A 26,208-nucleotide genomic window follows, 5' to 3' on the forward strand; every position below is an offset into this window, starting at 1 on the left:
TCATCCCCGACGTCTAGGGAAACTTCAGGGAACGGGCGGCTAGCATCGAAGCGTGTCCTCTGCCCAGCCCTTCGAGCCCTCCCGCAATGGTGCGGGCGGTGAGAATGGCGCGACCCCGACCTCACCGCGGCGACGCCGCGGGCGACGTCGGCGCGGCGGCGGGGGCGCAGTCCAACCGGTCGTGACCCCGCAGGCCACGGACCCGGCACCGGCACCCTCGAAGACCGCTGACACCGGCACGGGCAACAACACCCCCACTCCCGGACCGCACCTGGTCGGGGAGTCGTCCAGCGCGCAGCGCCACCCGCCCAAACCGTCAGACCTGGCCACCGCGATCGCCAAGCGGCCGGCCGCACCGGCCACGAATTCGCAGGCCGAGCAGCGCAAGAAGAACCGGGTTCGGGGCCCGCGATTGCGGACCGTGCGCGAAACATCGGCGGGCGGGCTCGTCGTCAGCGACCTGAGCCAGCCGTTCGACGAACTGGTGGCCGCCCTCATCGGCCGCGTCGACCGGCGCGGACGCATGATGTGGTCGCTGCCCAAGGGACACATCGAGACCGGCGAGACCGCCGAGCAGACCGCTGTGCGCGAGGTCGCCGAGGAGACCGGCATCCAGGGGTCAGTCGTTGCACCGCTGGGCAAGATCGACTATTGGTTCGTCAGCGAGGGTCGGCGCATCCACAAGACCGTGCACCACTATCTTCTCCGCAGCACCGGCGGCGAACTCTCCGACGCCGACTATGAAGTGGCCGAGGTCGCGTGGGTCCCACTGGTCGAACTGCCGAAGCGTCTCACGTATTCTGACGAGCGCCGATTGGCCCGAATGGCCGAGAGTGTCATCACCGAACTCGCCGCCGACCCCGGCCGTCTCGCGCAGAGCGAGGCGCAGAATTCCCGGACCGAACCCAACGATTATGAGAAAGCCGCCGCCGCCCGCAACCAGCGCCGGAAGGACCCGACGCCGCCGCCGAGTGCGCGCAGGCGCCGTCGACGTGGTCGGCGGCCGCCCACGCCCAGTGGTTAGAGCGCCGAGCGGATACGCCGGGCGGTGGGGCTCACTCGCGGCCGTGATGGCGCTCGCGAGCCTGCTGGTCGGTCCCGGTCTCGTGAGCGCGCACGTCGCCGCCGCACCGGGCACCGGATCACCGCCCACGACGGCATCACCGCACACCGACGTGTCACAGGGTCCCGATGGCGACCGGGGTAGGGACCGACCCGAACGCGCCGAACGCTTTGCCGCCATCTCGATCAACGGCGTGCGGCCCACTGTCGTCACCACCACCACCGGCCCCACCGTCGTGGTCGAGGGCACGGTGGCCAACACCGGCAACCGGCTGCTGCGCTCACTGAGCATCCGCCTGCAGCGCGGTCAGCCCGCACGCCGTGCCGCCGACCTACGCGCCGAGCTCGCTGCCGACCCGGCAACATTCGAGGTCAACGGCGATTTCCACACCATCGCCGAGACGTTGGCTCCGGGCGCGACCACCGGTTTCTCCCTTCGTCTACCGCTGAGCGGTCCCGGCGGCCTGCGGATATCCGAGCCTGGCGTCTACCCCCTGTTGGTGAACCTCAACGCCACCCCGGACTACGGCGCACAGGCGCGCGTCGCGGACTCGCGGACCCTCCTACCGGTGTTGTCGCTGCCGCCCGACGCCGAGCGCGCCCGCTTGTTCGCCGAACACCCCGACGCCATGCCGGGACTGGGCCCGGACGGCTCGGTCGCCGCAAACACCAGCCGTCCGGCCGCGTTCACCCTCTTGTGGCCCCTCGCCGCGCCACCGCAGGCAGTGCCCGGACGCGTCGGCGCCGGCACGACCGATCAGATCGTGCTCGTGAACGACAACCTGTCCCGATCACTCTCGCCGGGCGGTCGCCTGCACGACCTCCTGAAGGGCCTGCACCCGGTGATCACAGCCCGCAACGACGATCCGCGAGCAGCCGTGCGCGACAGCCTCTGCCTCGCCGTCGACCCCGATCTGCTCGTCACGGTGTCGGCGATGACCCGCGGATACGCGGTGCTGAGCGACCCCTCCGCCACCGGCGGGCCGACCGTCGCGGGGACCGGGCAGGAAGCGGCGCGGACGTGGTTGGCCGAACTCACCAAGGCCGCCGCCGGGCGCTGTGTCGTCGCTCTGCCGTTCGCCGGCGTCGACCTCGACGGGCTGCAGCGCGTCGGCAATACCTCGCTCACCCGCTTGTCGCTGCGCGGTTCGGCCGACCTCGTCGACAGCATCCTCGGCGTCCGCAGCGTCCGAGACGTCGCCATCCCGACGGCCGGGGTCGTCACCAACGGTGGCGCCGATGAGCTGGTCAAGGCACAGATCTCCACCGCTCTGACCGCCGCCGACGCCGTTGCCCCCCAGGACCGCAGCGACGCGGCTGGCCGGTATTCGATTCGTGCGGACCGATTGCGCATCGCCACCTTCGACCGCCCGATCAGCGCCGCCCTGGGTGCCGCAGGGTCTCGCCCGCGCGATGTGGTCGCAACCCCCGGCGCCCAACGCATGGTGTTATCCAACGAGTCGCCGGTGAGCCGACGACAGGCCGCCTTGGCGTCCCTGGCCTTCCCCTCGATCGCGGTGCCCGATGTGCGGTTCCCGGCACGGCCCGGCGATCCCCTGCCGGTCAGCGGCCGTAGCTCGGTCATCGCGCCGCCGTCGTTCTGGTCGGTCACCCCCGAGGATGCAGTCGACCTGGTGGCGACCGCCGGACTGCTGCTGCGGTCGGGCGCAGCAACCGCCACCCCGCTGCCGACTGTCGTCGCACAGACCACGACCGCCAGCCGTGCCGCGGCGCTCACCGGCGCCCCGATCCCCGGCGCGGTTCCATCGCCGCAGGCCGCGACGTCGATCAACACCTCGGCGGGTCTCACCTGGCAACTCCAAGCCGCCCTGGTCAACGTGCCGGACGGACCCGCAACACCGGAGCGCTACATGGCACCGTTGCGCTACGACCTCATCCGGTCAATGCCCACGCCCGACGACGATTCGACGTCGGCGATCGGCCGGATCCGCGAGGGCCGCGCAGTTCGGGTCGGTGCCGTCGCCGATACCCTGCGTCGCATGCGGGAGTCGGTGTCGATCCTCGACCCCGGCGGCCGATACACGCAGGTGTCCGAACGCAGTCCGCTGCTCCTGGTCACCCGCAACGAACTGGCGCTGCCCATCCGCGTGCGCATCGAGACGACTGCCCCGGCCGATTTCGAGATCGACGACCTCGGCGTCATCGAGATCCCCGCCCGGGGTACCCGTCAGGTACAGATGCCGGCGCAGTCGAAGCGATCGTCGTCGACGTCGGTGACGTTCACGCTCGTCTCTGCGTCGGGCGTGCGCCTCGGCGCGGGTCCGATCCGGCTCTCGGTGAACTCAAACGCGTATGGCAAACCGCTGTTCGTCGTGACCATCGTCGCCGCGGCAATCCTCGTCCTACTCGTCGCGCGCCGCCTCTGGCACCGCTTCCGCGGCACGCCCGATCCAGCCGACGCCGACCGCTCCGAGGCGAGCGCGCAAGACCGGTTCATCGCCGGCCGCGGGTACTCCGGGCCGCAGGGGGAGTCCGGACATGGCTGACCGACCATCCGAAGACCCGCGCCTTCACTCCCCGCCGCCCGGCGGTTTCCGCCCACTCTCGGGTCCGCTGGCCGATCCCTCCGGGCCAGGTCCGGTGCCGCCACCACCGCCGCGCCGTGGCGCACCCCGCGCGATGCCCCAACCGGTGCCGCCCCGCGCGCCGCGGCCCCGGCCGCAACAACTGCCCCAGCAATCCGCCACCTCCGAAGCTCCTCAGCGCTCCGCCACCGCGGAAGCATCGGATGCCTCGGTGGTGCGAACCGGCGGATCCATCGCGCTGGCCACACTGATCAGCCGCATCACCGGCTTCGTGCGCACGGTGCTGCTCGTCGGGACCCTCGGCGGTGCCGTCTCGTCGGCATTCCAAGCGGCTTACGTGCTGCCCAACATGATCGCCGAGGTCGTCCTCGGTGCCGTGCTCACCGCCATCGTTATCCCCGTCCTCGTGCGCGCCGAGGCCGAAGACCCCGACCGGGGTGAAGGATTCGTCAACCGGATCTACACACTCACGCTGGTCATCCTGAGCATTGCAACAATCGGCGCATTGATCGCCGCACCCGTTCTGACCTGGATGAACGTCGGCTCCGACAGCCAGGTGAACCGCCCGCTGACCACGGCACTGGCGTATCTGCTGCTGCCGGAGATCCTGTTCTACGGTCTGTCGGCGCTGTTCATGGCGATCCTCAACGTGAAGAACGTCTTCCGCCCCGGCGCGTGGGCCCCGGTGCTGAACAACGTCGTCCAGATCGCCACCCTTGTCCTCTACTACCTGATGCCGGGCGAGCTGACGGTCAACCCGGTCAAGATGACCAACCCTCAGCTACTGGTCCTCGGCATCGGTACGACGCTCGGCGTCGTCGTGCAGGCGGTCATCCTGCTGCCGTACCTGCGCCGAGCCGGTGTGCGGCTGCGCCTGCAGTGGGGCATCGATGCTCGCCTGCGCCGCTTCGGCAATATGGCCGCGGCGATCGTCGTCTACGTCCTGGTTCTGCAGGTCGGCCTGATCGTCACCTATCACATCGCCGCCGCCCACGCTGAGTCCGGAATCATCGCCTACGCCACACACTGGCAGCTGCTTCAGCTGCCCTACGGCGTCCTGGGGGTCACGATCCTCACGGCGCTGATGCCGCGCCTGTCGCGCAACGCCGCCGCCAACGACAACCGCGCCGTGCTCGACGACCTGTCCCTGGCGACACGACTGACGATGGTGGCACTGGTCCCCGTCGTCGTCTACATGACGTTCTTCGGGCGCGCGATCGGCCTCACCGTCTTCGACATCGGCGAGTTCGGGCCGAAGTCGGCCGCCCAGCTCGGATCGGTGCTGGCCTGGGGTGCTTTCACACTGATTCCGTACGCGATGACCCTGGTCCAGCTTCGTGTCTTCTACGCCCGCGAGGACGCTTGGACTCCGACGGCAATGGTCATCGGTATCACCGTTGTGAAAGTCGGCGCCTCCTACTTGGGTCCGGTCCTGTTCGACGACCCGGACCTCATCATCCGCTGGCTCGCACTGTCCAACGGCCTGGGCTACCTGGTGGGCGCCATCGTCGGGCACTATTTGCTGCGCAGCCACCTCGGCAATGAACGCATGCCCGCCGTCGCACGGACCACCGTCGTCACCATCGCCGCCTCCGTTGCCGCGATCACGGTGACCTGGGGACTGGCCCGCGTCGTCGGCGCCGACCGTCTGGGAGAAGAATTGGGCCGCATCGGCTGGTTTGCCTACCTGTGCATCACCGCTGTCGTCGGGCTCGGCCTGGCGTACGCGATCATGGCGGCGGCCAAGGTCCCCGACATCGTTGCGATCACCTCGATGATCCGCCGGGCGATCGGCCGATTCGTCCCGCGCCTCGCGCCGGCGCCGCCGCCCGACGAAGATGCGACCGCACTCACCGTCGCATTTCCAAGGATTGGCGATAACGAATCGCTCCCTTACTCTGGTCAAGTCGAGGTCATGCGGCGCTTCGATCGGGGAACCGCGACCTGGCAGTCCTATACCGTGCACAGTGGCGGTGCTGCCGGAACGGGCAGTTTCCCGTATCAACCGCGGGGCGCCGACGGGCTCGCCCGCCCAGACATGCGTTATCGAAGGAGAGGAGTGCCGCTCATGAGCGACGAGGGCACCGGCCCCAACGCAGAGCCGGGTTCCACCGGTCCTGCCACAACGCCGGAAGCCGCCGACGACTCAGCGGCCCCGACGACTGCTGCCGACGACCAGGCGGCCGAAACCGCCGGCACCGCCGCGCCCGAAAGCGCGCCCGGCAAGTCTGGTGACGCGGCTGGCACGTCGAGTGCCGTAGCCGAACCGATCCCAGACACCCAGCGGCCGCGTGGACCCCGTCTGGTCCCCGGTGCAGCAGTTGCCGGCGGTCGCTACCGCCTCATCGCCCACTGCGGTGAATCTCGCGGATTGCACTTCTGGCACGCGCGCGACATCACTCTCGATCGGGATGTCGCGCTGACCTTCGTCGACGCTGAGCAGCTCGCCGATCCGGCTACCGCCGGCGAGGCACCCAGCGCCCAGGGCGAGGGGCCGCAGGCCGTCCTCACCCGCACTCTGCGCATCGGCGGCCTCCATTCCTCCGGTGCGGCACGCGTCCTCGATGTGATCCGCGGTTCGTCTGGCGGGATCGTGGTCGCTGAATGGGTAACCGGGTCCTCGCTGGCCGAGGTCGCCGCGACCTCTCCGTCACCGATCGGCGCCGCCCGCGCGGTGCGCGCACTCGCCGCCGCCGCCGAGGCGGCCCACCGAACCGGTGGTGCACTGTCCATCGACAGCCCGGCCCGCATCCGCGTCTCCACCAACGGCGACGCCGTGCTCGCCTTCCCGGGCACCCTCGCCGGTGACGATCGCGCTTCTGACGTCCGGGGCCTCGGTGCGGTGCTCTACGCCCTGCTGCTGGACCGCTGGCCGTTGACGGCCGACGGAACACGGACCACCACCGAGAAGCAATCCTCCGACCGCGTCGGCGGGATGCCGCCGGCGATGGCCGACGACACGGGGGTCGCGCCGATCGAACCCCGCCAAGCCCGGCCCGTGGTCCCCTTCGAGATCTCCGCGGTCGCATCGCGCGCCCTGTCGGGCAACCAGGGGATCCGCACCGCCGCCACCGTCCAGCACGTCCTCGACCAGGCGACCGTCTTGGATCTGCCGACCGACATGATGCCGCCGGTCGACTCCGACGGACAGCCGATCGCGCCGGCACCGGGCCAACGACCAGCTGTCCCCACTGGCACCAGGACAGATAGTTCCGAGCGCAACATGCCTCTGCTGATCGGCCTGGCAGTGGCCGCGCTATTGGTGGTCATCGCACTCGTGATCATGCTCGCCAAGTTCTTCGGCGGCAGCGGTGACGCGGGGACCGACATCGACGCCATTCTGACCGCCACCTCGGGTGCCACCGCTAGCGCGCCCGGGTCCACGATCCCTCTGCAGAACGTCAGCGTCGTCGACTTCTCCGACCAACCGGCCGATCCGTCGACGAATGTCGCCAACGTCATCAGCGGTGCGTCGCCGTCTTGGCACACCGACCACTACCGGTTCTCCGCGGACTTCGGCGGGCTCAAGCCCGGGGTCGGCCTGCTGTTCAACCTCGGTGGGCCGCAGACCGTCAAATCCGTCACCATCGCGACGCCGAACCCGGGCTTCACGGTTGAGTTGCGCACGGCTCAGTCGGGCGCCTCCGACCTCGCCTCCACAACCAAGGTGGGCGGCGGTCAGGTCGGTTCGGCGGAGACCACGCTGACCACCACCGGCGCTAAGCCCTCCACGTTCCTGCTCATATGGATCACCGAGCTCGCACCGTCGCAAACCAACTACGGTCAGTACGAGGCGACGATCCGAAAAGTCAGCATGCGGAGCTGAATTCATTCCGCCACACATCGTGGTGTGCTTGGTGATAGTCAAGCCGTTCCCGGAGTTATCCCCAGAATTCGGATTAAGCCGCAGAATGCTTCCCCAATTCGCCCGAACTGCCTATTGTCGTGCCTATGAAATCGGGGGATTTTGAGGGGTACAGCGACGCAGATCTACTGCTCGCACATGTCAACGGCCATCGAAGGGCCTTCACCGTGTTGGTTCGCCGACATCACGACCGGATGGCCGCGGTCGCCTATCGCACAATGCACGACCCGCAGGACGTGCCGGACGCGCTTCAGGACGCCTGGGCCAGTGCCCACGAAATGGCCGCACAATTCCGTGCTGATTCAGCGGTGTCCAGTTGGTTGCACCGAATAGTGATTAACGCTTGTTTCGACCGGATGCGGCGCACCCGGGTCCGCACGGCGAAGCTCGTCGCACAGATCGACACCCAGATCGCCGATCCCACCGACTGCGCCCATCACGTAGACCTCGCGATCTGCATCGACCGGGCGATGCGACGGTTGCCCGAGGAGCAGCGCTTAGCCATCCTCCTCGTCGACATCGAGGGCTACACGGTCGCGGAGGCTGCCGCGATGCTCGGCGTGGCGACCGGAACTATCAAGAGCCGCTGCGCGCGCGGTCGGCTGAAGCTCTCCGTGCTCCTGAAGAACCTGCGCACACCGGCCTGACGCGCCAAGGGAGCCACGCGGGGACGTGCAGTGTCGTAAAGTGCGAATTGTCCCCTCCGAAAGTAGACGCCGATGTCTCAGGTGAGCGCAGCGTCCCGGGCCTTCCCGGAACCGCCCTTCACGCCCGAGCTGATCGCCGACTTCCACGCCGGCGCTCTCGACGAAGCGTTGGCACACCACGTGCAACAGCGGTTGCCCGACGACCCCGAAGCGATGGAAACCCTCGCCGCTCTTGATGCGACCGTCGAAGCACTGCGCACCTCATCCGTCGAGACCGTGGTTCCATCCGAGCTCCGCGCCACCTCTGAGGCCACCCTCGCGCGGCTCGAACTCACCTCGCCAGCAGTCACACCCGCACCCGTCCTGCCGTCTGGCCCGGCACCACACCGTCGACACACCGCTCTACTCGCCGTCGCCGCGATGGTGACGGGCGTCCTGGCCGCCGGGATCGGGATCGGCGTACTGCTGCTGCCCCGTCCCACCTCGTCGGGCTCCGCCGGCGAAGTCCCGGCCGCCGAGGCCGCAGTGCTGCTCGCCGCGGCCCGGGCACCACAGACCGAGCCCCTCGATATCAATCGCCTGGCCCGCTGCCTCACCGCCAATCGCCTCGGCGGCCAAAGCATCGTCGGGGCGGGTTATCTCGACTACGAGGGTGCGCCCGCACAGGTGATCCTGACTCCGACCGGCCAGTCGGGGCGATTCCATGCACTCATCACCCGCCGCGATTGCGACGCGGGGCGACCGGGCACCATCGCCCGCACGGTCATCGGCGAATAGGCGATAGCGCCCCTACGGGGCCGCGCCCACACCCGGGAACATCACGTCCTACGCTGGTGTTGAAGCGTCACAGAGCACCGACCGAACCAGAAGGACCCGCCGTGAGCACCAGTTCCGAAACGGACGCCCCCATCCATGAGCTGATCATCGTCGGGTCCGGTCCCGCCGGTTACACCGCGGCGCTCTACGCTGCGCGCGCGGAGCTCACCCCCCTCGTGTTCGAGGGTAGCCAGTTCGGCGGTGCCTTGATGACGACGACCGAGGTGGAGAACTTCCCCGGTTTCCGTGAGGGCATCCAGGGACCCGCGCTGATGGACGAGATGCGTGAGCAGGCGCTGCGCTTCGGTGCTGACCTTCGTATGGAGGATGTCGACGCGATTCGCCTGGCCGGCGACATCAAAGAGGTCGAGGTCGCGGGGGAGGTCCACCGCTCGCGGGCGATCATCCTGGCGATGGGTGCCGCCGCTCGCTACCTGGGGCTCGACGATGAGCAGCGTCTCCTCGGCCGTGGCGTCTCCTCCTGTGCGACCTGCGACGGGTTCTTCTTCAAGGACCAGGCCATCGCGGTCATCGGCGGTGGTGATTCCGCGATGGAGGAGGCCACCTTCCTCACCAAGTTCGCCAGCAAGGTCTATCTGATCCACCGACGCGAGGAGTTCCGCGCGTCACGGATCATGCTGGACCGGGCCCGCGCCAACCCCAAGATCGAGTTCATGACCGACACTGCCGTCGATTCCCTTCTCGGCGAGGACTCGTTGCAGGGCCTCGTCCTGCGCGATACGCGCACCGGCGAGACGCGTGAGCTTGATGTCACCGGCATGTTCGTGGCCATCGGGCACGATCCGCGCAGTGAACTGGTCGCCGGACAGGTCGAGGTCGACGACGACGGGTACGTCGTCACCGCGGGCCGCGGCAGCTACACCTCGATCCCCGGCGTGTTCGCCGCGGGCGACCTCGTCGATCACACCTACCGCCAGGCGATCACCGCCGCCGGTTCCGGCTGCGCCGCCGCGATCGACGCCGAGCGCTGGCTGGCGCACCGCAGCCACGAGACCCAACAGGCCGGCGCCGACCAGTCGGTCTCCGCCTGAATCCCACCCCGCCGACCGGGATGATCCCCGCCCGCAGATAAGGAGCCGCACATGGGCACCCACACCACCGATGTCACCGACGCCACATTCAGCGCCGATGTCCTCGCATCCGACAAGCCGGTACTGGTTGATTTCTGGGCCACCTGGTGCGGTCCGTGCAAGATGGTCGCCCCGGTCCTCGATGAGATCGCACGCGACCACGCCGACCGCCTGACCGTGGCAAAGGTCGACGTCGACGCCAATCCCGGCGTCGCGCGCGACTACTCGATCATGTCTCTCCCGACGATGAAGCTGTTCTCCGGTGGCGAGGTCGTCAAGACCATCGTCGGGGCCAAGGGCAAGGCAGCGCTGCTGCGCGAACTGGACTCGGTCCTGGGCGGCTGACCGCGTAAGTTGTGCTCGCTCGCAGCGACCTGTCAGAATTGTCCGCGACGACGTCGCCGCCACGCCCGCCCTTCCGGCGCCGGGCACCACTGACCGACGTCGCCCGGGTGAGGAGCGTGTCCATGCCGACCTTCAGGCTTGGTGACCAGGGCTCGGCAATCGCCGAGATCCGGACCATCCTGGTGGGGCAGAATCTGCTCGGCGACAACGCCGGCCCAAGTGATCTGCGTGCCACCAGCGATGGTTGGGCTTCGCCTGAGGCCGTGTTCGATCCGGAGCTCGACCACGCGGTGCGCGCCTTTCAGCAGCAGCGCGGCCTGCTCGTCGACGGAATCGTCGGGCCGGAAACCTACCGTGCACTGCTCGAATCGTCCTACCACCTGGGTTCCCGCGTGCTGCTGTACCGCCTGTCCTCGCCCATGACCGGCGACGACGTCGCCACTCTTCAATCGCGCCTGCAGAACCTCGGGTACTACCCCCATCTCGTCGACGGGGTGTTCGGCGAGACCACCCACAGCGCCCTGTGCCGCTACCAGGCCGAGTACGGGCTGTCCTCCGACGGGATTTGCGGACCCGCGACGCTGAGGTCGCTGGAGCGCCTGGGCAACCGCATCACCGGCGGCTCCCCGCACGCCATCCGTGAAGAGGAGCGAGTCCGACGGTCCGGTCCCCGCCTGTCGGGTAAGCGCGTCCTGATCGACGCGGGCTGCGGCGGCGCGCACCCGTTGTCTGCCGGGATGGTCGCCGACTTGGAGACCCGGATCCTAAGCGACATCGCCTATCGACTCGAAGGACGAATGGGTGCCGCCGGCATGGAGACCTTCCTCTCCCACGGCCCTGACTCCAGTCCCGACGATTCCGAGCGCGCACGCACCGCCAACGCCGTCGACGCCGACCTCGTCATCGCGCTGCGCTGTGCACACCACCCGACATCGACGGCCCGCGGTGTCGCCAGCTTCTACTTCGGCAACAACCACGGGTCGTACTCGACCATCGGCCGCAACCTCGCGAGCTTTATCCAGCGCGAAATCGTAGCTCGCACAGGGCTTTTCGACTGTCGGACGCATCCTCGGACCTGGCCGATCCTGCGCGAAACCCAGATGCCCACCGCCCTGATCGACGTCGGCTACGTCACCAATCCTGACGACGCTTCCTGGCTCGATGACCCCGCCCACCGCGACATCGTGGCCGAGGCAATTCTCATCGCGGTGAAACGCGTATACCTCTTGGGCGAGAACGACCAGCCCACCGGCACCTACACTTTCGCCGACCTGTTGGCTGCCGAGCGCGCCATCTCCTGACGCCTCCGCGTCTCGTCTTGGTCTTGCGCCACCGGGGCGCTAAGGCAGGTCGCGTTCAGGCTCGAGGAGTAGCAGTGCTACTCGCGCCCGCCGGCGCCGGTGTCATCTGGAAATCCGGATCCAGCGTTATCTGCAGCGCTGCCTCCACGACAAGGCGTTCTAGCGCCCCCTCCACGGCAGACTTCCAACCGAGGCCCTCGTCGAGCACCAGTCGGTACCGGGGGAACCGATGATGGGGTGCGATGAGGTCGAAACCCGAGTCCTCGAGGAACTCCGCATCGATCATGCACTCCCGACAGATGTCGGAATCGGATTCTGTCCCGCGGACCCCGAAAGCCTCGAGCGCCCGGACCCCGCGCTGAACGAGATCGGCGACAACGCCATCGAGAAGCAGGGGCCGTGCCTCGTCGAAGCCGGGCTCGACACGCATCGACATGAGCAGCACCGCGTCGGCGCTCACCGGGGAGGTGGGGAAGTGGGCGGCACGAGGGACACGCAGCGGCGGCGCATAGAAGGCGGTGCCGACGGTGCGCCGCAATCCACCTTCCCCGCCGGACCGCACAACGTTGGGTCCCGCTTGGGCCAACTGCGCGCACGTGCCCCATTCGAGAAGCAGCCCTGACGTCCAGGCCTCTTTGTCGAACTCACTTGTGCGCACACCGGCGCTCGGATCGACTTCCCAGAAGACGCAACCGCGGACATGCCGGGGCAACGACTCGAATTCGTCGATATCGAGGGGGCGAAGGCGGATTCCCATCTGCCTCTACCCGAAGATTCCGCTCGGAGACCGAAAGTTGTTGTGCCACAACGTCTTTGGCTTCACCTCGCGGTCCTTTCGATCGCTACGTCACAGTGACGTTATTGCCCGGTATCCCTGGGTGCGCAAATTACGCCGGTTAATTGGCTCGCTCCGAGATCTCGGCGACGATCCGCTCGAGATCGTCCACCGAGCCGAACTCGACGACGATCTTGCCCTTCCGCTTGCCGAGGCTCACCACTACCCGGGTGTCGAGACGGTCCGACAGTGTCTCGGCAACATCCTGCAATCCGGGCATCACCATCTGCTTGCGCCGCGGCGTCGGTGCCTTCGGACCATCACCCCGGTTGGCCAGCGTCACGGCCTCCTCGGTCGCACGGACCGACAGCCCCTCGGCGACGATCCGCGCCGCGAGCTGCTCCTGAGCCTCCGTCCCGCCGTCGAGGGAGAGCAGTGCCCGGGCGTGCCCGGCCGAGAGCACGCCCGCCGCCACGCGACGCTGCACAGCGACAGGCAGCTTGAGGAGCCGGATCATGTTGGTAACGACCGGCCTGGAGCGACCGATGCGATTGGCCAGCTCCTCCTGCGTAACGTCGAACTCCTCGAGCAGCTGCTGGTACGCAGCCGCCTCTTCCAACGGATTCAACTGTGCCCGGTGGATATTCTCCAACAGCGCATCCCGGAGCATGTCGCCGTCGGGGGTCTCGCGCACGATCGCCGGGATCGCCTCGAGTCCGGCCTCCTGGCTCGCCCGCCAGCGGCGCTCACCCATGACGAGTTGGTACTCGATCTCGCCCTGCGGCTCGGGCAGACGGCGCACGACGATCGGCTGCATCAGCCCGAACTCGCGGATCGAGTGGACGAGCTCGTTCAGCGCCTCCTCGTCGAAGACCGTACGCGGCTGCTGCGGGTTGGGCTGGATCTGCGTCGGCCTCAGCTCGCGGTAGACCGCTCCGACGTCCGGGGAGATCGTCTCGACCGCGGCAGCCGTAGGACTGGACACCGGCCCCGTCCCGATGACGACATCGGCGGCAGCGGCACCCATCCGATGGCCGCCAAGGGCACTGCCGCCGGCTCCGTCTTCGGAAGGCCCGGTGGGGATGAGGGCCGCCAAGCCTCGCCCGAGCCCACCCTTACGCTGGTTCTCTCGACTCACGCTTCCGTCCTCCCTAGCCCTGTGCACCACTGGTGGAACCGCCAACGCTTCCGGCACCGGCGGCACCCGCGATCGCCACCTCGCGCGCCGCGTCGACGTAGCTCATCGCACCCCGCGAGCCCGGGTCGTAGTCGAGAATCGTCATCCCGTATCCGGGGGCCTCGGAGACCTTCACGCTGCGCGGCACCACGGCCCGCAGGACCTTGTCGCCGAAGTGGCGGCGCACCTCCTCGGACACCTGATCTGCCAGCTTCGTGCGCCCGTCGTACATCGTCAGCAGCACAGTCGACACGTGCAGATCCCGGTTCAGGTGCGACTGCACGAGCTCGATATTGCGGAGCAACTGTCCCACTCCTTCGAGGGCGTAGTACTCACACTGGATCGGGATGAGCACCTCGCGGGCCGCGACCATCGCATTGACCGTCAGCAGTCCCAGCGACGGCGGGCAGTCGATGAACACGTAGTCGAATCCATAGGCGCCCAACGCCTCCGGATTGATGGCGTTCTTCAGCCTGTTCTCCCGTGCGACCAATGACACCAGTTCGATCTCGGCGCCCGCCAGGTCCAGCGTGGCCGGCACGCAGTAGAGGTTCTCGTTGGCTGGGCTCTGCTGGATCGCCTCGGCGAGCGTCGCCTCACCGAGGAGCAATTCGTACACCGAGGAGATATCGGGCTGGCGATGATCGATACCCAACGCCGTGCTCGCGTTGCCCTGGGGATCAAGGTCGATCACAAGGACGCGTAGACCGTGGATAGCCAGGGCGGCCGCTAGGTTCACAGCGGTGGTCGTCTTACCGACGCCGCCCTTCTGGTTCGCGACGGTGATGATCCGCGGGTGCACCGGGCGGGGGAGTGGGCGAGTCCCGCCAGGCGTGAGGATCTCGCTAGCCCGAGCCGCGGCTGCCGCGATCGGGGTGTCGACGAACGTCTCGGCTCGTACAGGTTCCGATGTTTCACGTGAAACATTCGGGGTCTTTCTCGTCACGTTCGTCATCCTTCGATCTCTCATCGTTCCTCTATTCTGCGCGCACCGTCCGACACGGACAACGGCGCCCCTCGCTTACTCGCTTACCGGGCACGCCTATCGCGTCGCCCAGGCTTTGCCTTTGCAACCCGCCCCGAACGCCCTGCCGTTCGTCGCCCAACAATCACCGTCGTCGGGTCAGCGAGAAGCTCGCCGCCCACGGACTCGACGATCAGGTCCACGACACCCGCCGCCGCACACGCTGCACCGTGTTCGGCGATTTCCTCCTGCGCGCTCGATCCCTTCATCGCCACGAGCCGGCCGTCCGTACGGATGAGCGGTGCCGACCATTTGACCAAGCGGTCCAGAGGCGCGACTGCGCGCGAGGTCACCGCATCCACCTCTCCGTACTCCGCAATTGATCGCCTTCTCTTCAGCGCGGCCACGCACCACGATCACATTGTCTAGGCCGAGGGACTCGACGACTTCGGAAAGGAAAGTGGTCCGTCGCAATAGTGGCTCCACGAGCACGAGCTTCAGATCCGGCCTGACTATGGCCAGCGGGATACCTGGCAACCCGGCCCCACTGCCGATATCGACGATGCGCTCATCGGAGTCGAACAGATCCGAGACGACCGCGCAGTTGAGAATATGGCGTTCCCAGAGACGCGACGACTCACGGGGTCCGATCAGCCCCCGAATGACACCGGCGTCCGCCAACCAGTCGTGGTAGGCGACGGCGAGGGGGAGACGCTCACCGAAGACGCGTCCGGCGGCTTCTGGTACCGACACCCAACCATCCCCTCATCCATTCAGGCGCACTCCGCGCCGCCAGTCCCTGTTGTGTTTCACGTGAAACATCGTTCGCATCGGGCCATGTTTCACGTGAAACATCTGGGTCCCTCCGCTGATGTTTCACGTGAAACATCGCAAACTACACCGATGTAATTCCGCCCCTCGAACGGAGAAAGGTCCCGGCATCAGCCGGGACCTCTCCACATCGGTCGAGCGTTGTGTCTAGCCTACGGCACCTTGATAACGACTACGCGACGCTTGGGCTCGGCGCCTTCGCTCTTGCTCACCACACCGTCGACGGCCGCCACTGCATCGTGGACAATCTTGCGCTCGAACGGGGTCATCGGCTCGAGCGCCTCGCGCTCGCCCGACGCAAGCACGCGCTGCGCCACCTCGGTGCCGAGACCCACCAGGCGCTCGCGGCGACCGGCTCGCCACCGGGCGATGTCGAGCATCAGGCGGCTGCGCTCGCCCGTAGCCTGCTGCACGGCGAGTCGAGTCAGTTCCTGCAGAGCGTCAAGAACCTCGCCGCGACGGCCAACCAGCTTCGACAGGTCCTTGCCGCCGTCGATGCTCACGATGGCACGATCGCCGTCGACGTCGAGGTCGATGTCGCCGTCGAAGTCCAGGACGTCCAGCAACTGCTCGAGGTAATCGCCGGCGATCTCGCCTTCCTCGATCAGTTCGTCTTCCTCGTCACCGTCGTCGTCGGCGTCATCGCCGTCTTCGTCGGCAGCGTCATCGACAGGCTCTTCGACGACTTCGGTGGTTTCGGCGTCGACGACTTCGGCAACGGCCTGCGCCCCGTCCTCGTCATCGACGACGACTGCTGCGGTCTCGACCGCCTCAGCCTCGGCGACGACCTCGTCTTGGGGGACTTGCGCTTCGGCGTTCATGGGTACTCCTCTATCTCGCTACGAAATTGTGGGGACTGTGGCGGTCAGCGCCGCTTGTTCTTCCGGGCCGCCTGCCGGTTCTTCTTGGACCCGGCGGCCTTACCCTTGGCCGGTCCGCTGCGCGCCGGGGGCGATGCCGCTCCCTTGGTCGACGTCGAGTCCTTGGCGAGTGATTCACCCTTCGACGACTCGGCCTCGGAATCCACACCAGCGTCGTCGGGCTTCGCCTCAGCGACGGAACCATCGGCAACCGTGCCATCAGATTTCAGATCGTCTCGCTTGGTCCGATCTGGGCGTGCACCGGGCTTGGGCGCGTTCGCCTTGTTCTTCTCCTCCTTGGCAACCTTGGCTGCTTCCTCTTCTCGGGCCATGCGACCGAAGACGAGGTGCTGCTGACCGTAGGTCCAGATGTTGTTACTGACCCAGTAGAGGAGGATCGCGACGGGGAAGAACGGGCCGGACACGAGGATGCCGAGCGGGAACACGTACTGGGAGAGCATGTTCATGATCCGCGTCTGCTGGCTCTCCAGCGCGGCAGCCGACTGACGCTGCACCGCGGCGCGCGCATTCAGGTAGGTCATCAGTGACGCGATGAGCATGATCGGGACCACGACGACGACGATCCCGATCCGCGTGAAAGTCGGCGCGCCATGACTCATAAACGCCTCCCACTGCGGGGACGGCGACGACGGCATGGTCACCCAGGAAGCGAGGGGCACCCCGAAGAGGCGAGCCTCCAGAAAGTTCTGGACGTGGTCAGAACTGAAGAAGTAGTTGGCGGTGTTGGCGTTCTCCTCGACCGACATCGTGTGACCGCGCATACCGAACTGGGCACCGGTGCGGTTGAACGAGCGCAACACGTGGAACAGGCCGATGAAGACGGGGATCTGCATGAACATCGGCAGGCATCCGAGGAGGGGGTTGAAGCCGTGCTCGCGCTGCAGCTTCTGCATCTCCTCGGCCATCTTGACCTGATCCTTGCCGTACTTCTTACGGATGGCCTGCATCTGCGGCTGGATCTCTTGCATCTTCTTCGTCGTCTGGATCTGTTTGACGAAGGGCTTGTAGAGGACCGCCCGCAACGTGAACACGAGGAACACCACCGACAGGGCCCACGCGATGCCGTTGCCGTTGGGGGTATCCGGGGTGATCTTGTCGAACAACCAGTGCCAGAGCCACATGATCCCCGACACGGGGTAGTAGATGATGTTCAGCACGCTGTTTCCAGTCCCTCACTCTTCGAAAGGTTCCGCCGCGGCGGAACCGGGTCGTATCCGGGTTTGTGCCACGGCCCGCACTTGGCCAGCCGTGCGACGGCCAGCCAGCCGCCGTAGAAGAAGCCGTGCTTGGTCAAGGCCTCGACCGCGTAAGCACTGCAGGTCGGCTCGAACCGACACGTCGGCAATCGCGTCGGCGAGATCCACACCTGATAGAAGCGGATCACCGCGATGGCAGCGCGGGTCATGGCCGTACCGCCCGGGCGAGCTGGTCGGCCAACTCGACCGAAGACCGGTCGGCCGCTGACGGCCGGGCGCGCACGACGAAGAAAGATTCCGTTTCGACGACGGGAAGGACACTCATCCCGAACGCGGTTCGGATACAGCGGGCGACGCGATGGCGGACAACGGCGTTGCCGACTTTCTTGCTCACGATCATCCCCAGCCGGGGGCCACCACACAGGGCGACATCGCTGCGGGTGGGGTCCGGCCATGCCGGAGCGACCTCGAGTCGGTGGATATCGAGGTCTCGGGTTCGGGTGCGCATGCCCTGTGAAAGGGTGCGCCGGAAGTCGGATCGCCGATGGATCCGGTGCGCGGAGTTCATCGTCGAACATGCATCGCGGGACCGGCGCCGAGAAGCGTTAGTGAGCGGACGGCTCGGTCACCACGAAGCAGGAGACAGAACTCAGGCGCTCAGCCTTGCGCGGCCCTTGGTGCGACGGCCGCTGATGATCGACCGGCCGGCACGGGTCCGCATACGGAGACGGAAGCCGTGCTTGCGCGCACGACGACGGTTGTTCGGCTGGAAAGTCCGCTTGCCCTTGGCCATCGGAGTGACTCCTTCAAGTCAGTGCCCACTCGCGCGGGCTGTAAACAAGTCTCGGTATCGTCGTCTGGTGCCGAGGCATCTCGGATAGTCTGGCCAACTGTTGGTGTCACCCACCAGGTGTCCGACCGAAAGTCCGTACGACGGATGTGACTTGTCGAGGGTACTGACTTCCGCTTGGACAATCAAACCGCTCGCGATCACCTGACACCCCTTCCTATGCACACTTGTTAATAAGTGTGTGGAGAACTTTGATGTCGGCAGCACGAACGTGGCATGCTGGGAGGCCGCACAACCCGTCACGACGACGGTATCTGCAACGTCGAATCAACTAGGGGGACAAGATGACCGACGCCGGTGTGTCGTTCCCCGACGTCTGGTTGACGATCGTCGACGAACTCGTTGACGACACCAGGGTCAACCCTCCTCTCACCCGCCAACAGAAGGCGTGGCTCTCCCTCGTCCGACCACTCACCCTTACCGAGGGATTCGCTCTTCTCTCGGTGCCCAACCGTGTCGTCCAGGAGCAGATCGAGCGGAATCTGCGCAACATCATTTGCGGTGCACTGTCGCGTCACCTCGGCCAGTCGGTCGACCTCGGTGTGCGCATCCAGCCGCTGACCGAGCTTGAGCCCGACCCGAAAGAAACCGACCATCGGGACGGAGACGGAGACAACGAGTCACCCGACGACACTTGGGTGGAACAGCGCCGAACATTCGTGGAGCGGCGCGGCGACGATTGGTCCGACGTGTTTCGCCGCAGCCCGGGTTCCGAGTCGGCCGCCCCTTCGTCGGGCAGCCTGCACCCGCGCTACACCTTCGACACCTTCGTCATCGGCGCGTCCAACCGCTTCGCACACGCCTCTGCCGTCGCCGTCGCCGAGTCGCCGGCCCGCGCCTACAACCCGCTCTTCATCTGGGGCGAGTCGGGGTTGGGCAAGACCCACCTCCTGCACGCCGCCGGTCACTACGCCCTACGGCTCTTCCCCAACCTGCGAGTGAAGTACGTATCGACCGAGGAGTTCACCAACGACTTCATCAACTCGTTGCGCGACGACCGGCGGGTGCAGTTCCAGCGCCGCTATCGTGACGAGGTCGACATCCTCCTGGTCGACGACATCCAATTCTTGATCGGCCGCGAAGGAACGCAGGAAGAGTTCTTCCACACCTTCAACACCCTGCACAACGCCGACAAGCAGATCATCATCTCCTCCGACCGTCCGCCCCATCAGCTGGCAACCCTGGAAGACCGTCTGCGCACACGCTTCGAGGGAGGTCTCATCACCGATGTCCAGCCGCCCGACCTCGAGACCCGTGTCGCCATCCTTCGCAAGAAGGCCCAGATGGACAAGATCGCTGTCCCCGACGACGTGCTGGTACTCACCGCGTCCCACATCGAGCGCAACATCCGCGAGCTCGAGGGCGCCCTGATCCGCGTGACCGCGTTCGCCTCGCTCACCAACGCCGAGTTGAACCGCTCGCTGGCCGAGGTGGTGCTCCGCAACCTGTTACCCGAAGCCGGTGTCCAAGAGGTCAGCGCCGCCAAGATCCTCGCGGTGACGGCCGACTACTTCTCTGTCACGATCGACACCCTCAAGGGACCCTCCCGCAAGTCCGAGATCGTGATGCCCCGGCAGATCGCCATGTATCTGTGCCGCGAACTCACCGACCTCTCGTTGCCGAAGATCGGTGAGGAGTTCAACCGCGACCACTCGACGGTCATGTACGCCGAGCGCAAGGTCCGCGAGACCATGGCGGCCAACCGTGGGGTCTACGACTCCGTCCAGGAGCTCACCGCGCGCATCAAGCGCAATCCCGGCCCGGCGTAACCCGATCTCGCGCCGCTGGCCGGCAACCCTCAACCATCCGGCGAGAGTTCTCCCCTGCGCCATGCCCGAGGCGATAGGCGTGTCGCAGTCCGGCGCGTCGTTGTGGATGAGCCTGGCGAAAACCCCCGCCAGCTGTGGAGAGTCGGTGGACAACTGAAGAACAATTTTCGCCCGATCCACAGGCCGTCGAACTGCCCCCAGGGTTACGCACAACCTGTCCACAGCAGGATCTGCTGCTCTACCTGCCGATATGGCAGTTACACACAGTTTCCGGAACGCCTACTAACACTTCTGTTCTCTTTAGATTGATCTCTTCTAAAAGCAGCCGTGTGCACAACATCGTCGGGTCGACTCGGCAGACCGTCGTCGTCGCCGATCTTTTGTGACCCCGCCCGCCAGAACGGCCTGCGACGCTTTACAGTGACCACCATGAAGTTTCGTGTCTCACGCGACGAGTTCGCGGAGTCGGTGGCTTGGGTTGCCCGGAGCCTGCCTGCCCGTCCGCCGGTTCCCGTCCTGGGGTGTGTGGTTCTCACTGCCGGCGAGAACGGTTTGACCGTCTCCGGTTTCGATTACGAGGTCTCCGCACAAGAGTCCATCGCTGCCGAGGTCGCCGAGCCCGGCCGCGTCCTCGTTTCGGGCCGATTGCTGGCCGACATCACCAAAGCCCTCCCGTCCAAGCCGGTCGACGTCGGGCTCGACGGCTCGCGCGTATCGATCACCTGCGGGAGTGCGAAGTTCTCGCTGCCGACCATGCCGGTTGAGGACTATCCCGAGATGCCCGCCATCCCGGCGACGACGGGAACGATCCCGTCGAACATCTTTGCCGAGGCCATCTCGCAGGTGGCGTTGGCGGCCGGACGTGACGACACGCTTCCGATGCTGACCGGCGTCCGGCTCGAGATCGACGGCAAGACGGTGGTCCTGGCCGCCACGGACCGATTCCGCCTCGCGGTGCGCGAACTCGAATGGCAGCCCAGTGATGCGTCGGCGTCGGGTGCGGTGCTGGTTCCGGCCAAGACGCTGGCCGATGCGGCGAAGACCGCCGGCGCCGAGGCCGCCACCGATGTCACGTTGGCGTTCGGCAGTGGTGCGGGGATCGGCGGGGACGGAATCTTCGGCATCCTCGGCGGCGCCAAGCAAACGACCACCCGCTTGCTCGACGCGGAGTTCCCCAAGTTCCGCCAGCTCCTCCCTGCGAGCCATACCGCGGTAGCCACGATCGACAGCGCTCCGTTGCTCGACGCGATCAAGCGCGTGGCACTCGTCGCCGACCGCGGCGCCCAGGTGCGGATGGAATTCACCGAGGGCTCGGTTCTCCTGACTGCCGGCGGCGACGAAGCCGGCAAGGCGGAAGAAGAGCTGCCGGTCGTCTTCCACGGCGAGCCGCTCACGATCGCATTCAACCCGGGTTATCTGCAGGACGGTCTCGCCGCGATCGGTGTGCCCACCGTCGACTTCGGATTCACGACGCCCAGCCGGCCCGCGGTCTTGCGGCCGTCGACCGGTGAGGAACCGGTTGCCGACGAGAGTGGCGCGTTTCTGGCGCCCGATTCGGTGTTCAGCTACCTGCTGATGCCGGTGCGCCTGCCCGGCTGATCGGTGTTCGTCCGCCAACTGTCGTTGCGGGACTTCCGATCGTGGCATGCCCTCGATGTGGAGTTCGCCGCCGAGCCTACGGTGTTGGTGGGACGCAACGGGTTCGGAAAGACCAACGTCCTCGAGGCGCTGTACTACATCGCGAACTTGCGGTCGCATCGCGTCACCTCCGATGCGGCCCTCGTGTCACAGGGTGCGCAGTCCGCGCGGATCGCAACGACGGTCCACAACGACGGCCGCGAATTGTCGGTGGATGTCACGATCCTTCCGGCCGGTGCGAACAAGGTGGCGCTGGGAACCCGGCCGATCCGCCGCCACAGGGAAGTCATTGGTGTTCTGCGAGCCGTGATGTTCGCGCCGGAGGATCTCCTGCTGGTCCGCGGCGAACCGGCCGATCGCCGGCGTTTCGTCGACGAACTGGTGACCGGTCGTGGTCCGGCGGCGGTAGCGACGAAAGCCGACTACGACCGGGTGCTGCGCCAGCGCGCCGCGCTGTTGAAAACCGCGGGCGCCGCGTTGCGCCGAGGCGGATCCGACGCGGAGTCGGTAATCAGCACCCTTGATGTGTGGGACGGTCAACTCGCCGCGCTCGGTGCTCAGGTGACCGCCCATCGGATCGCGACGGTCACGGCCCTGGCGCCGCACTTCGAGCAGGCTTACGCCGCCATCGCTCCGCATTCGAGACCCGCCGCGATCTCCTACCGCAGTGCCGTCGGACCCGGGGTGGCAGAACCCGACGGATCGTCGCGTCCCGTCGCAGACATCGAGCAGCTACTCCTGGACGCCCTCGCGAGTGCCCGCTCCAAGGAGATCGAGCGGGGGGTGTGCCTGGTTGGACCTCATCGCGACGACCTCGAGATCTCACTCGGCGATCAACCGGCGAAAGGCTACGCCAGTCACGGCGAGTCATGGTCGTTGGCACTGGCTCTGAGACTGGGGACGGTGGAACTGGCGCGCGCCGAGGGCGTCGAGCCGGTGATCATGCTCGACGATGTCTTCGCCGAGCTGGACGCGCGCAGGCGTGAGCACCTGGCTGGGTTCACCGCCGGAGCCGAGCAGTTGTTGGTGACCGCCGCGGTCCCGGAGGATCTGCCCAGTGGGGTGCGAGGGCGCCGACTGTCGGTGGAGATGGTCGCAGACACTACTGACGGCAGTCAGATTTTCGAGTCTGCGGACGGATCGAAAGCCGACGACAGCGCGCCTGCTCGGCGGTCCATTGTCAGTGACGACAGTAGAATGACAGACGATGACTGACGCGGAGGCCGGCGGTTCGAGCAGCGGCTACGAGCTCGCCAAGAAGGCACTCGAAGAAGCGCGTGCCCGTTCACGCACGCGCCGCGCCGCGACCGGGAAAGCCCCGCTGTCGAACCCGGCTGGTAGTCGGTCGAGACGTCGGTGGTCCGGTGCCGGTCCCGATCACCGGGATCCGCAGAGTCTGGGCAGTCTCGTCGGCCGGCTGTCGCAGGCGCCGGGGTGGCAGACCCGGGTGGGTGCGGCGACGGTTCTCGCCTCTTGGGACGCGATCGTGGGTGCCGATGTCTGCGCCCACGCCCGTCCGAGCCGCCTGGAGGAGGGCATCCTCTACGTCTCTGCGGAGTCAACGGCGTGGGCGACGCAGTTGCGCTACGTGCAGAGTCACATCCTCGCGAAGATCGCCGCGGCGGTCGGCGACGGCGTCGTGACCCAGCTGCGGATCACCGGACCGCAAGCGCCGTCATGGCGAAAAGGCCCCCGCCATGTACCGGGCCGAGGGCCCCGCGACACCTATGGGTAGAGCCCCTCGAAGGGGCTCGCGACGATAGTCCTCGCAACGGCCATACCGCCGCAGAATGACTGTTTTCCACAATCGGCCCACAAGAACGGCGAAAAACTCGATCTGAGGGCGTTCTAGCGGCCAGGCATCCCGGCTCTAGTACGGGTGACCCAGTACGATGGACACAGTGCCCGAGAAGGGGCTGGCGGGGGTCTATCGGGACCTGCGCGAGGAAGAGATTCACCGGTACCGGTGAGGGGAGCAGACGAGGCGCGTGGCGGAGAAGAAGAAGCCCAGCAAGAAGAACGGCGAGTACGGCGCCGATTCGATCAGCATCCTCGAAGGTCTGGAAGCAGTCCGCAAGCGCCCGGGCATGTACATCGGCTCGACCGGTGAGCGCGGCCTGCACCACCTGATCTGGGAGGTGGTCGACAACTCGGTCGACGAAGCGATGGCCGGGCACGCCACGCGTGTCGACGTCACGCTCCTCGCCGACGGTGGTGTGGAGGTGGTCGACGACGGACGCGGTATGCCGGTGTCGATGCACGCGACCGGCGTCCCCGCCGTCGAGGTCATCATGACCCAGCTGCATGCCGGTGGAAAATTCGACTCGGATTCCTACGCGGTGTCGGGCGGTCTGCATGGCGTCGGCATCTCCGTCGTCAACGCGCTGTCGACCAAGGTGGAGCTGGAGATCGAGCGCGACGGGTCGGTATGGACGCAGACCTATCTCTATGCCGAGCCGGAGAAGCTGAACAAAGGTGCCGCGTCGAGCAAGACCGGAACCACCGTGCGCTTCTGGCCCGACGGTCAGATCTTCGAGACGACGGCATTCAGCGCGGAGACGATTGCGCGCCGGTTGCAGGAGATGGCCTTCCTCAACAAGGGCCTGACCATCACCCTCACCGACAACCGGATCTCCGACGAGGAGGCCATCGCCGAAGCCGACCTCGACGGGGACGGCACCGACAAGGCCGAGACCGTCAAGTCGCCGGAGGAGAAGAAGGCCCAGGCCGCCGTTGTCCGCACGCGCACTTACCACTATCCCGACGGCCTGGTCGATTACATCAAGCACCTCAACCGCACCAAGACGCCGATCCACTCGTCGGTGATCGGCTTCTCTGCCAAGGGCGTTGGGCACGAGGTCGAGATCGCGATGCAGTGGAACAGCGGCTACGCCGAATCGGTCCATACGTTCGCGAACACCATCAACACCCATGAGGGCGGTACCCATGAAGAGGGCTTCCGCGCAGCATTGACCTCGACGGTCAACAAGTACGCGACCGACAAGAAGCTCATCAAGGAGAAGGACGGCAAGCTCACCGGCGACGACATCCGCGAGGGGCTGGCCGCGGTGATCTCGGTGAAGGTGGCCGACCCGCAGTTCGAGGGTCAGACGAAGACCAAGCTCGGCAACACCGAGGTCAAGAGCTTCGTCCAGAAAGCCTGCAACGAGCACCTCGGGCACTGGTTCGAGGCGAACCCGGCCGAGGCCAAGACCATCATCCGCAAGGCCGTCGATTCCGCGCAGGCGCGCATCGCCGCGCGCAAGGCGCGCGAGCTGGTCCGACGCAAGACCGCTACCGACATCGGCGGCCTACCCGGCAAGCTCGCCGACTGCCGCAGCAACGATCCGACGAAATGCGAGGTCTACATCGTCGAGGGCGACTCCGCCGGCGGTAGCGCCAAGTCGGGCCGGGACTCGATGTACCAGGCGATCCTGCCGATCCGCGGCAAGATCATCAACGTCGAAAAGGCGCGCATCGACCGCGTGCTGAAGAACGCCGAAGTCCAGTCGATCATCACGGCTTTCGGCACCGGTATCCACGACGAGTTCGACCTCGCCAAACTGCGGTATCACAAGATCGTGCTGATGGCCGACGCCGACGTCGACGGCCAGCACATCGCGACGCTGCTGCTGACGCTGCTGTTCCGCTTCATGCGCCCGCTCATCGAACACGGACACGTGTACCTGGCGCAGCCGCCGCTGTACAAGTTGAAGTGGCAAAAGGGTGCGGAGCCCGAGTACGCCTACACCGACCGCGACCGCGACCGGCTGCTCGAGGCCGGCCGCGCCGAGGGCAAGAAGATCAACACCGACGACGGTATCCAGCGCTACAAGGGCCTCGGCGAGATGAACGCCAGCGAGCTGTGGGAGACGACGATGGATCCGTCGATCCGCGTCCTCAAGCAGGTCACCCTCGACGATGCGGCCGCGGCCGACGAGCTGTTCTCCATCCTGATGGGCGAGGACGTCGCGGCACGCCGCGGATTCATCGCCCGCAATGCCAAGGACGTGCGCTTCCTCGATGTCTGATCCGGGAATTGCACGAATCGCCTTGAGCCACAACGCTTTTGGTGACGACCGCGGGTCGTCGCCTGTATCGAAGAGGAACCGATGACCGACACCACGCTGCCCCCCACCGACGACGGCGGCCACGACCGCATCCTGCCGGTCGACATCCAGCAGGAGATGCAGAACAGCTACATCGACTATGCGATGAGCGTGATCGTCGGCCGTGCGCTGCCGGAGGTCCGCGACGGCCTCAAGCCCGTGCACCGGCGCCTGTTGTACGCGACGAACGACGCCGGCTATCGCCCGGACCGCCCATACGTGAAGTCGGCGAAACCGGTTGCCGAGACGATGGGCAACTACCACCCGCACGGTGACACCGCGATCTACGACGCACTGGTGCGCCTGGCCCAACCGTGGTCGATGCGCTACCCGCTGATCGACGGC

21 protein-coding genes and 2 pseudogenes are annotated in these 26,208 nt (G+C 66.6%); 14 read left to right on the forward strand and 9 right to left on the reverse strand.

Annotated features, from left to right (window positions below; genetic code table 11):
- Positions 1 to 52: 52 nt before the first annotated feature.
- From B4L26_RS01020 to B4L26_RS01055, 8 genes are all read left to right on the forward strand, one after another.
- Positions 53 to 1,024: an NUDIX hydrolase gene (locus B4L26_RS01020; RefSeq protein ID WP_290714753.1), complete on the forward strand. Its 972-nt coding sequence runs from the start codon at positions 53 to 55 to the stop codon at positions 1,022 to 1,024.
- Complete coding sequence (locus B4L26_RS01025; protein WP_324549425.1) at positions 915 to 3,569, forward strand: DUF6049 family protein; 2,655 nt, start codon at positions 915 to 917, stop codon at positions 3,567 to 3,569. Before B4L26_RS01020 ends, B4L26_RS01025 begins: the two co-directional genes overlap by 110 nt.
- Before the next feature lie 253 nt (positions 3,570 to 3,822).
- Complete coding sequence (murJ, locus tag B4L26_RS01030) at positions 3,823 to 7,434, forward strand: murein biosynthesis integral membrane protein MurJ (RefSeq protein ID WP_290714843.1); 3,612 nt, start codon at positions 3,823 to 3,825, stop codon at positions 7,432 to 7,434.
- A gap of 125 nt (positions 7,435 to 7,559) precedes the next feature.
- A complete protein-coding gene (gene sigM, locus B4L26_RS01035) occupies positions 7,560 to 8,120 on the forward strand; it encodes an RNA polymerase sigma factor SigM (RefSeq protein WP_290714759.1) in 561 nt (186 codons plus the stop codon).
- A 72-nt stretch (positions 8,121 to 8,192) separates the two neighbouring features.
- Complete coding sequence (locus tag B4L26_RS01040) at positions 8,193 to 8,897, forward strand: hypothetical protein (protein WP_290714762.1); 705 nt, start codon at positions 8,193 to 8,195, stop codon at positions 8,895 to 8,897.
- Between the two features lie 101 nt (positions 8,898 to 8,998).
- Positions 8,999 to 9,988 (forward strand): thioredoxin-disulfide reductase, encoded by a 990-nt coding sequence (gene trxB / locus B4L26_RS01045; protein ID WP_290714765.1) that lies wholly within the window; start codon positions 8,999 to 9,001, stop codon positions 9,986 to 9,988.
- Positions 9,989 to 10,039: 51 nt separating this feature from the next.
- A complete protein-coding gene (trxA, locus tag B4L26_RS01050; RefSeq protein ID WP_290714768.1) occupies positions 10,040 to 10,372 on the forward strand; it encodes a thioredoxin in 333 nt (110 codons plus the stop codon).
- Between the two features lie 122 nt (positions 10,373 to 10,494).
- On the forward strand, positions 10,495 to 11,673 hold the full coding sequence (locus tag B4L26_RS01055; RefSeq protein ID WP_290714771.1) for an N-acetylmuramoyl-L-alanine amidase: 1,179 nt from the start codon (positions 10,495 to 10,497) through the stop codon (positions 11,671 to 11,673).
- A 55-nt stretch (positions 11,674 to 11,728) separates the two neighbouring features.
- Here the strand turns inward: B4L26_RS01055 and B4L26_RS01060 are convergent, their stop codons facing one another.
- From B4L26_RS01060 to rpmH, 9 genes and pseudogenes are all read right to left on the reverse strand, one after another.
- Positions 11,729 to 12,430: a hypothetical protein gene (locus tag B4L26_RS01060; protein ID WP_290714773.1), complete on the reverse strand. Its 702-nt coding sequence runs from the start codon at positions 12,428 to 12,430 to the stop codon at positions 11,729 to 11,731.
- Positions 12,431 to 12,569: 139 nt separating this feature from the next.
- Positions 12,570 to 13,586 (reverse strand): ParB/RepB/Spo0J family partition protein, encoded by a 1,017-nt coding sequence (locus B4L26_RS01065; protein WP_290714775.1) that lies wholly within the window; start codon positions 13,584 to 13,586, stop codon positions 12,570 to 12,572.
- A gap of 13 nt (positions 13,587 to 13,599) precedes the next feature.
- Complete coding sequence (locus B4L26_RS01070) at positions 13,600 to 14,580, reverse strand: ParA family protein (protein ID WP_409563360.1); 981 nt, start codon at positions 14,578 to 14,580, stop codon at positions 13,600 to 13,602.
- 245 nt (positions 14,581 to 14,825) lie between these two features.
- Positions 14,826 to 15,342 (reverse strand): annotated as a pseudogene (gene rsmG / locus B4L26_RS01075) (16S rRNA (guanine(527)-N(7))-methyltransferase RsmG); the annotation flags it as partial.
- Between the two features lie 230 nt (positions 15,343 to 15,572).
- Positions 15,573 to 16,241, reverse strand: a complete 669-nt coding sequence (locus tag B4L26_RS01080; RefSeq protein ID WP_290714781.1) for a protein jag — start codon at positions 16,239 to 16,241, stop codon at positions 15,573 to 15,575.
- A gap of 44 nt (positions 16,242 to 16,285) precedes the next feature.
- Positions 16,286 to 17,458, reverse strand: a complete 1,173-nt coding sequence (yidC, locus tag B4L26_RS01085) for a membrane protein insertase YidC (RefSeq protein ID WP_290714784.1) — start codon at positions 17,456 to 17,458, stop codon at positions 16,286 to 16,288.
- Positions 17,459 to 17,493: 35 nt separating this feature from the next.
- Positions 17,494 to 17,706: pseudogene (yidD, locus tag B4L26_RS01090) on the reverse strand (membrane protein insertion efficiency factor YidD); the annotation flags it as partial.
- Positions 17,703 to 18,065, reverse strand: a complete 363-nt coding sequence (gene rnpA, locus B4L26_RS01095) for a ribonuclease P protein component (RefSeq protein WP_290714789.1) — start codon at positions 18,063 to 18,065, stop codon at positions 17,703 to 17,705. The gene rnpA and the pseudogene yidD, both read right to left, overlap by 4 nt.
- Positions 18,066 to 18,146: 81 nt before the next feature.
- Positions 18,147 to 18,290 (reverse strand): 50S ribosomal protein L34, encoded by a 144-nt coding sequence (rpmH, locus tag B4L26_RS01100; RefSeq protein ID WP_290714791.1) that lies wholly within the window; start codon positions 18,288 to 18,290, stop codon positions 18,147 to 18,149.
- A 341-nt stretch (positions 18,291 to 18,631) separates the two neighbouring features.
- Here rpmH and dnaA point away from each other — a divergent pair, with 341 nt between their 5' ends.
- The 6 genes from dnaA to B4L26_RS01130 all read left to right on the forward strand — a co-directional run.
- A complete protein-coding gene (gene dnaA / locus B4L26_RS01105; RefSeq protein ID WP_290714794.1) occupies positions 18,632 to 20,116 on the forward strand; it encodes a chromosomal replication initiator protein DnaA in 1,485 nt (494 codons plus the stop codon).
- Positions 20,117 to 20,545: 429 nt separating this feature from the next.
- On the forward strand, positions 20,546 to 21,715 hold the full coding sequence (gene dnaN / locus B4L26_RS01110; protein WP_290714797.1) for a DNA polymerase III subunit beta: 1,170 nt from the start codon (positions 20,546 to 20,548) through the stop codon (positions 21,713 to 21,715).
- A 3-nt stretch (positions 21,716 to 21,718) separates the two neighbouring features.
- Positions 21,719 to 22,969 (forward strand): DNA replication/repair protein RecF, encoded by a 1,251-nt coding sequence (gene recF, locus B4L26_RS01115; RefSeq protein WP_290714799.1) that lies wholly within the window; start codon positions 21,719 to 21,721, stop codon positions 22,967 to 22,969.
- Positions 22,962 to 23,489 carry a DciA family protein gene (locus B4L26_RS01120; protein WP_290714802.1) on the forward strand — a complete coding sequence of 176 codons (528 nt, stop codon included), beginning with the start codon at positions 22,962 to 22,964 and terminating at the stop codon, positions 23,487 to 23,489. The genes recF and B4L26_RS01120 overlap by 8 nt, the downstream gene beginning before the upstream one ends.
- A 253-nt stretch (positions 23,490 to 23,742) precedes the next feature.
- Complete coding sequence (gyrB, locus tag B4L26_RS01125; RefSeq protein ID WP_290714805.1) at positions 23,743 to 25,785, forward strand: DNA topoisomerase (ATP-hydrolyzing) subunit B; 2,043 nt, start codon at positions 23,743 to 23,745, stop codon at positions 25,783 to 25,785.
- 81 nt (positions 25,786 to 25,866) lie between these two features.
- On the forward strand, positions 25,867 to 26,208 hold a 342-nt coding region (locus B4L26_RS01130), incomplete at its 3' end, for a DNA gyrase subunit A (RefSeq protein WP_290714808.1).

The sequence above is a fragment of the Gordonia sp. UBA7599 genome (genome assembly GCA_002477755.1).
In the GTDB taxonomy this organism is placed as follows: Bacteria; Actinomycetota; Actinomycetes; order Mycobacteriales; family Mycobacteriaceae; genus Gordonia.

What these genes read in the sequence shown, in the direction of transcription:
- B4L26_RS01025 (WP_324549425.1), top strand. Translation starts at nt 915, where the DNA reads ATGAGAAAGCCGCCGCCGCCCGCAACCAGCGCCGGAAGGACCCGACGC.
- sigM (WP_290714759.1), top strand. Translation starts at nt 7,560, where the DNA reads ATGAAATCGGGGGATTTTGAGGGGTACAGCGACGCAGATCTACTGCTC.
- B4L26_RS01040 (WP_290714762.1), top strand. Translation starts at nt 8,193, where the DNA reads ATGTCTCAGGTGAGCGCAGCGTCCCGGGCCTTCCCGGAACCGCCCTTC.
- trxA (WP_290714768.1), top strand. Translation starts at nt 10,040, where the DNA reads ATGGGCACCCACACCACCGATGTCACCGACGCCACATTCAGCGCCGAT.
- B4L26_RS01055 (WP_290714771.1), top strand. Translation starts at nt 10,495, where the DNA reads ATGCCGACCTTCAGGCTTGGTGACCAGGGCTCGGCAATCGCCGAGATC.
- B4L26_RS01060 (WP_290714773.1), bottom strand. Translation starts at nt 12,430, where the DNA reads ATGGGAATCCGCCTTCGCCCCCTCGATATCGACGAATTCGAGTCGTTG.
- B4L26_RS01070 (WP_409563360.1), bottom strand. Translation starts at nt 14,580, where the DNA reads ATGACGAACGTGACGAGAAAGACCCCGAATGTTTCACGTGAAACATCG.
- B4L26_RS01080 (WP_290714781.1), bottom strand. Translation starts at nt 16,241, where the DNA reads ATGAACGCCGAAGCGCAAGTCCCCCAAGACGAGGTCGTCGCCGAGGCT.
- rnpA (WP_290714789.1), bottom strand. Translation starts at nt 18,065, where the DNA reads ATGAACTCCGCGCACCGGATCCATCGGCGATCCGACTTCCGGCGCACC.
- rpmH (WP_290714791.1), bottom strand. Translation starts at nt 18,290, where the DNA reads ATGGCCAAGGGCAAGCGGACTTTCCAGCCGAACAACCGTCGTCGTGCG.
- dnaA (WP_290714794.1), top strand. Translation starts at nt 18,632, where the DNA reads ATGACCGACGCCGGTGTGTCGTTCCCCGACGTCTGGTTGACGATCGTC.
- dnaN (WP_290714797.1), top strand. Translation starts at nt 20,546, where the DNA reads ATGAAGTTTCGTGTCTCACGCGACGAGTTCGCGGAGTCGGTGGCTTGG.
- B4L26_RS01120 (WP_290714802.1), top strand. Translation starts at nt 22,962, where the DNA reads ATGACTGACGCGGAGGCCGGCGGTTCGAGCAGCGGCTACGAGCTCGCC.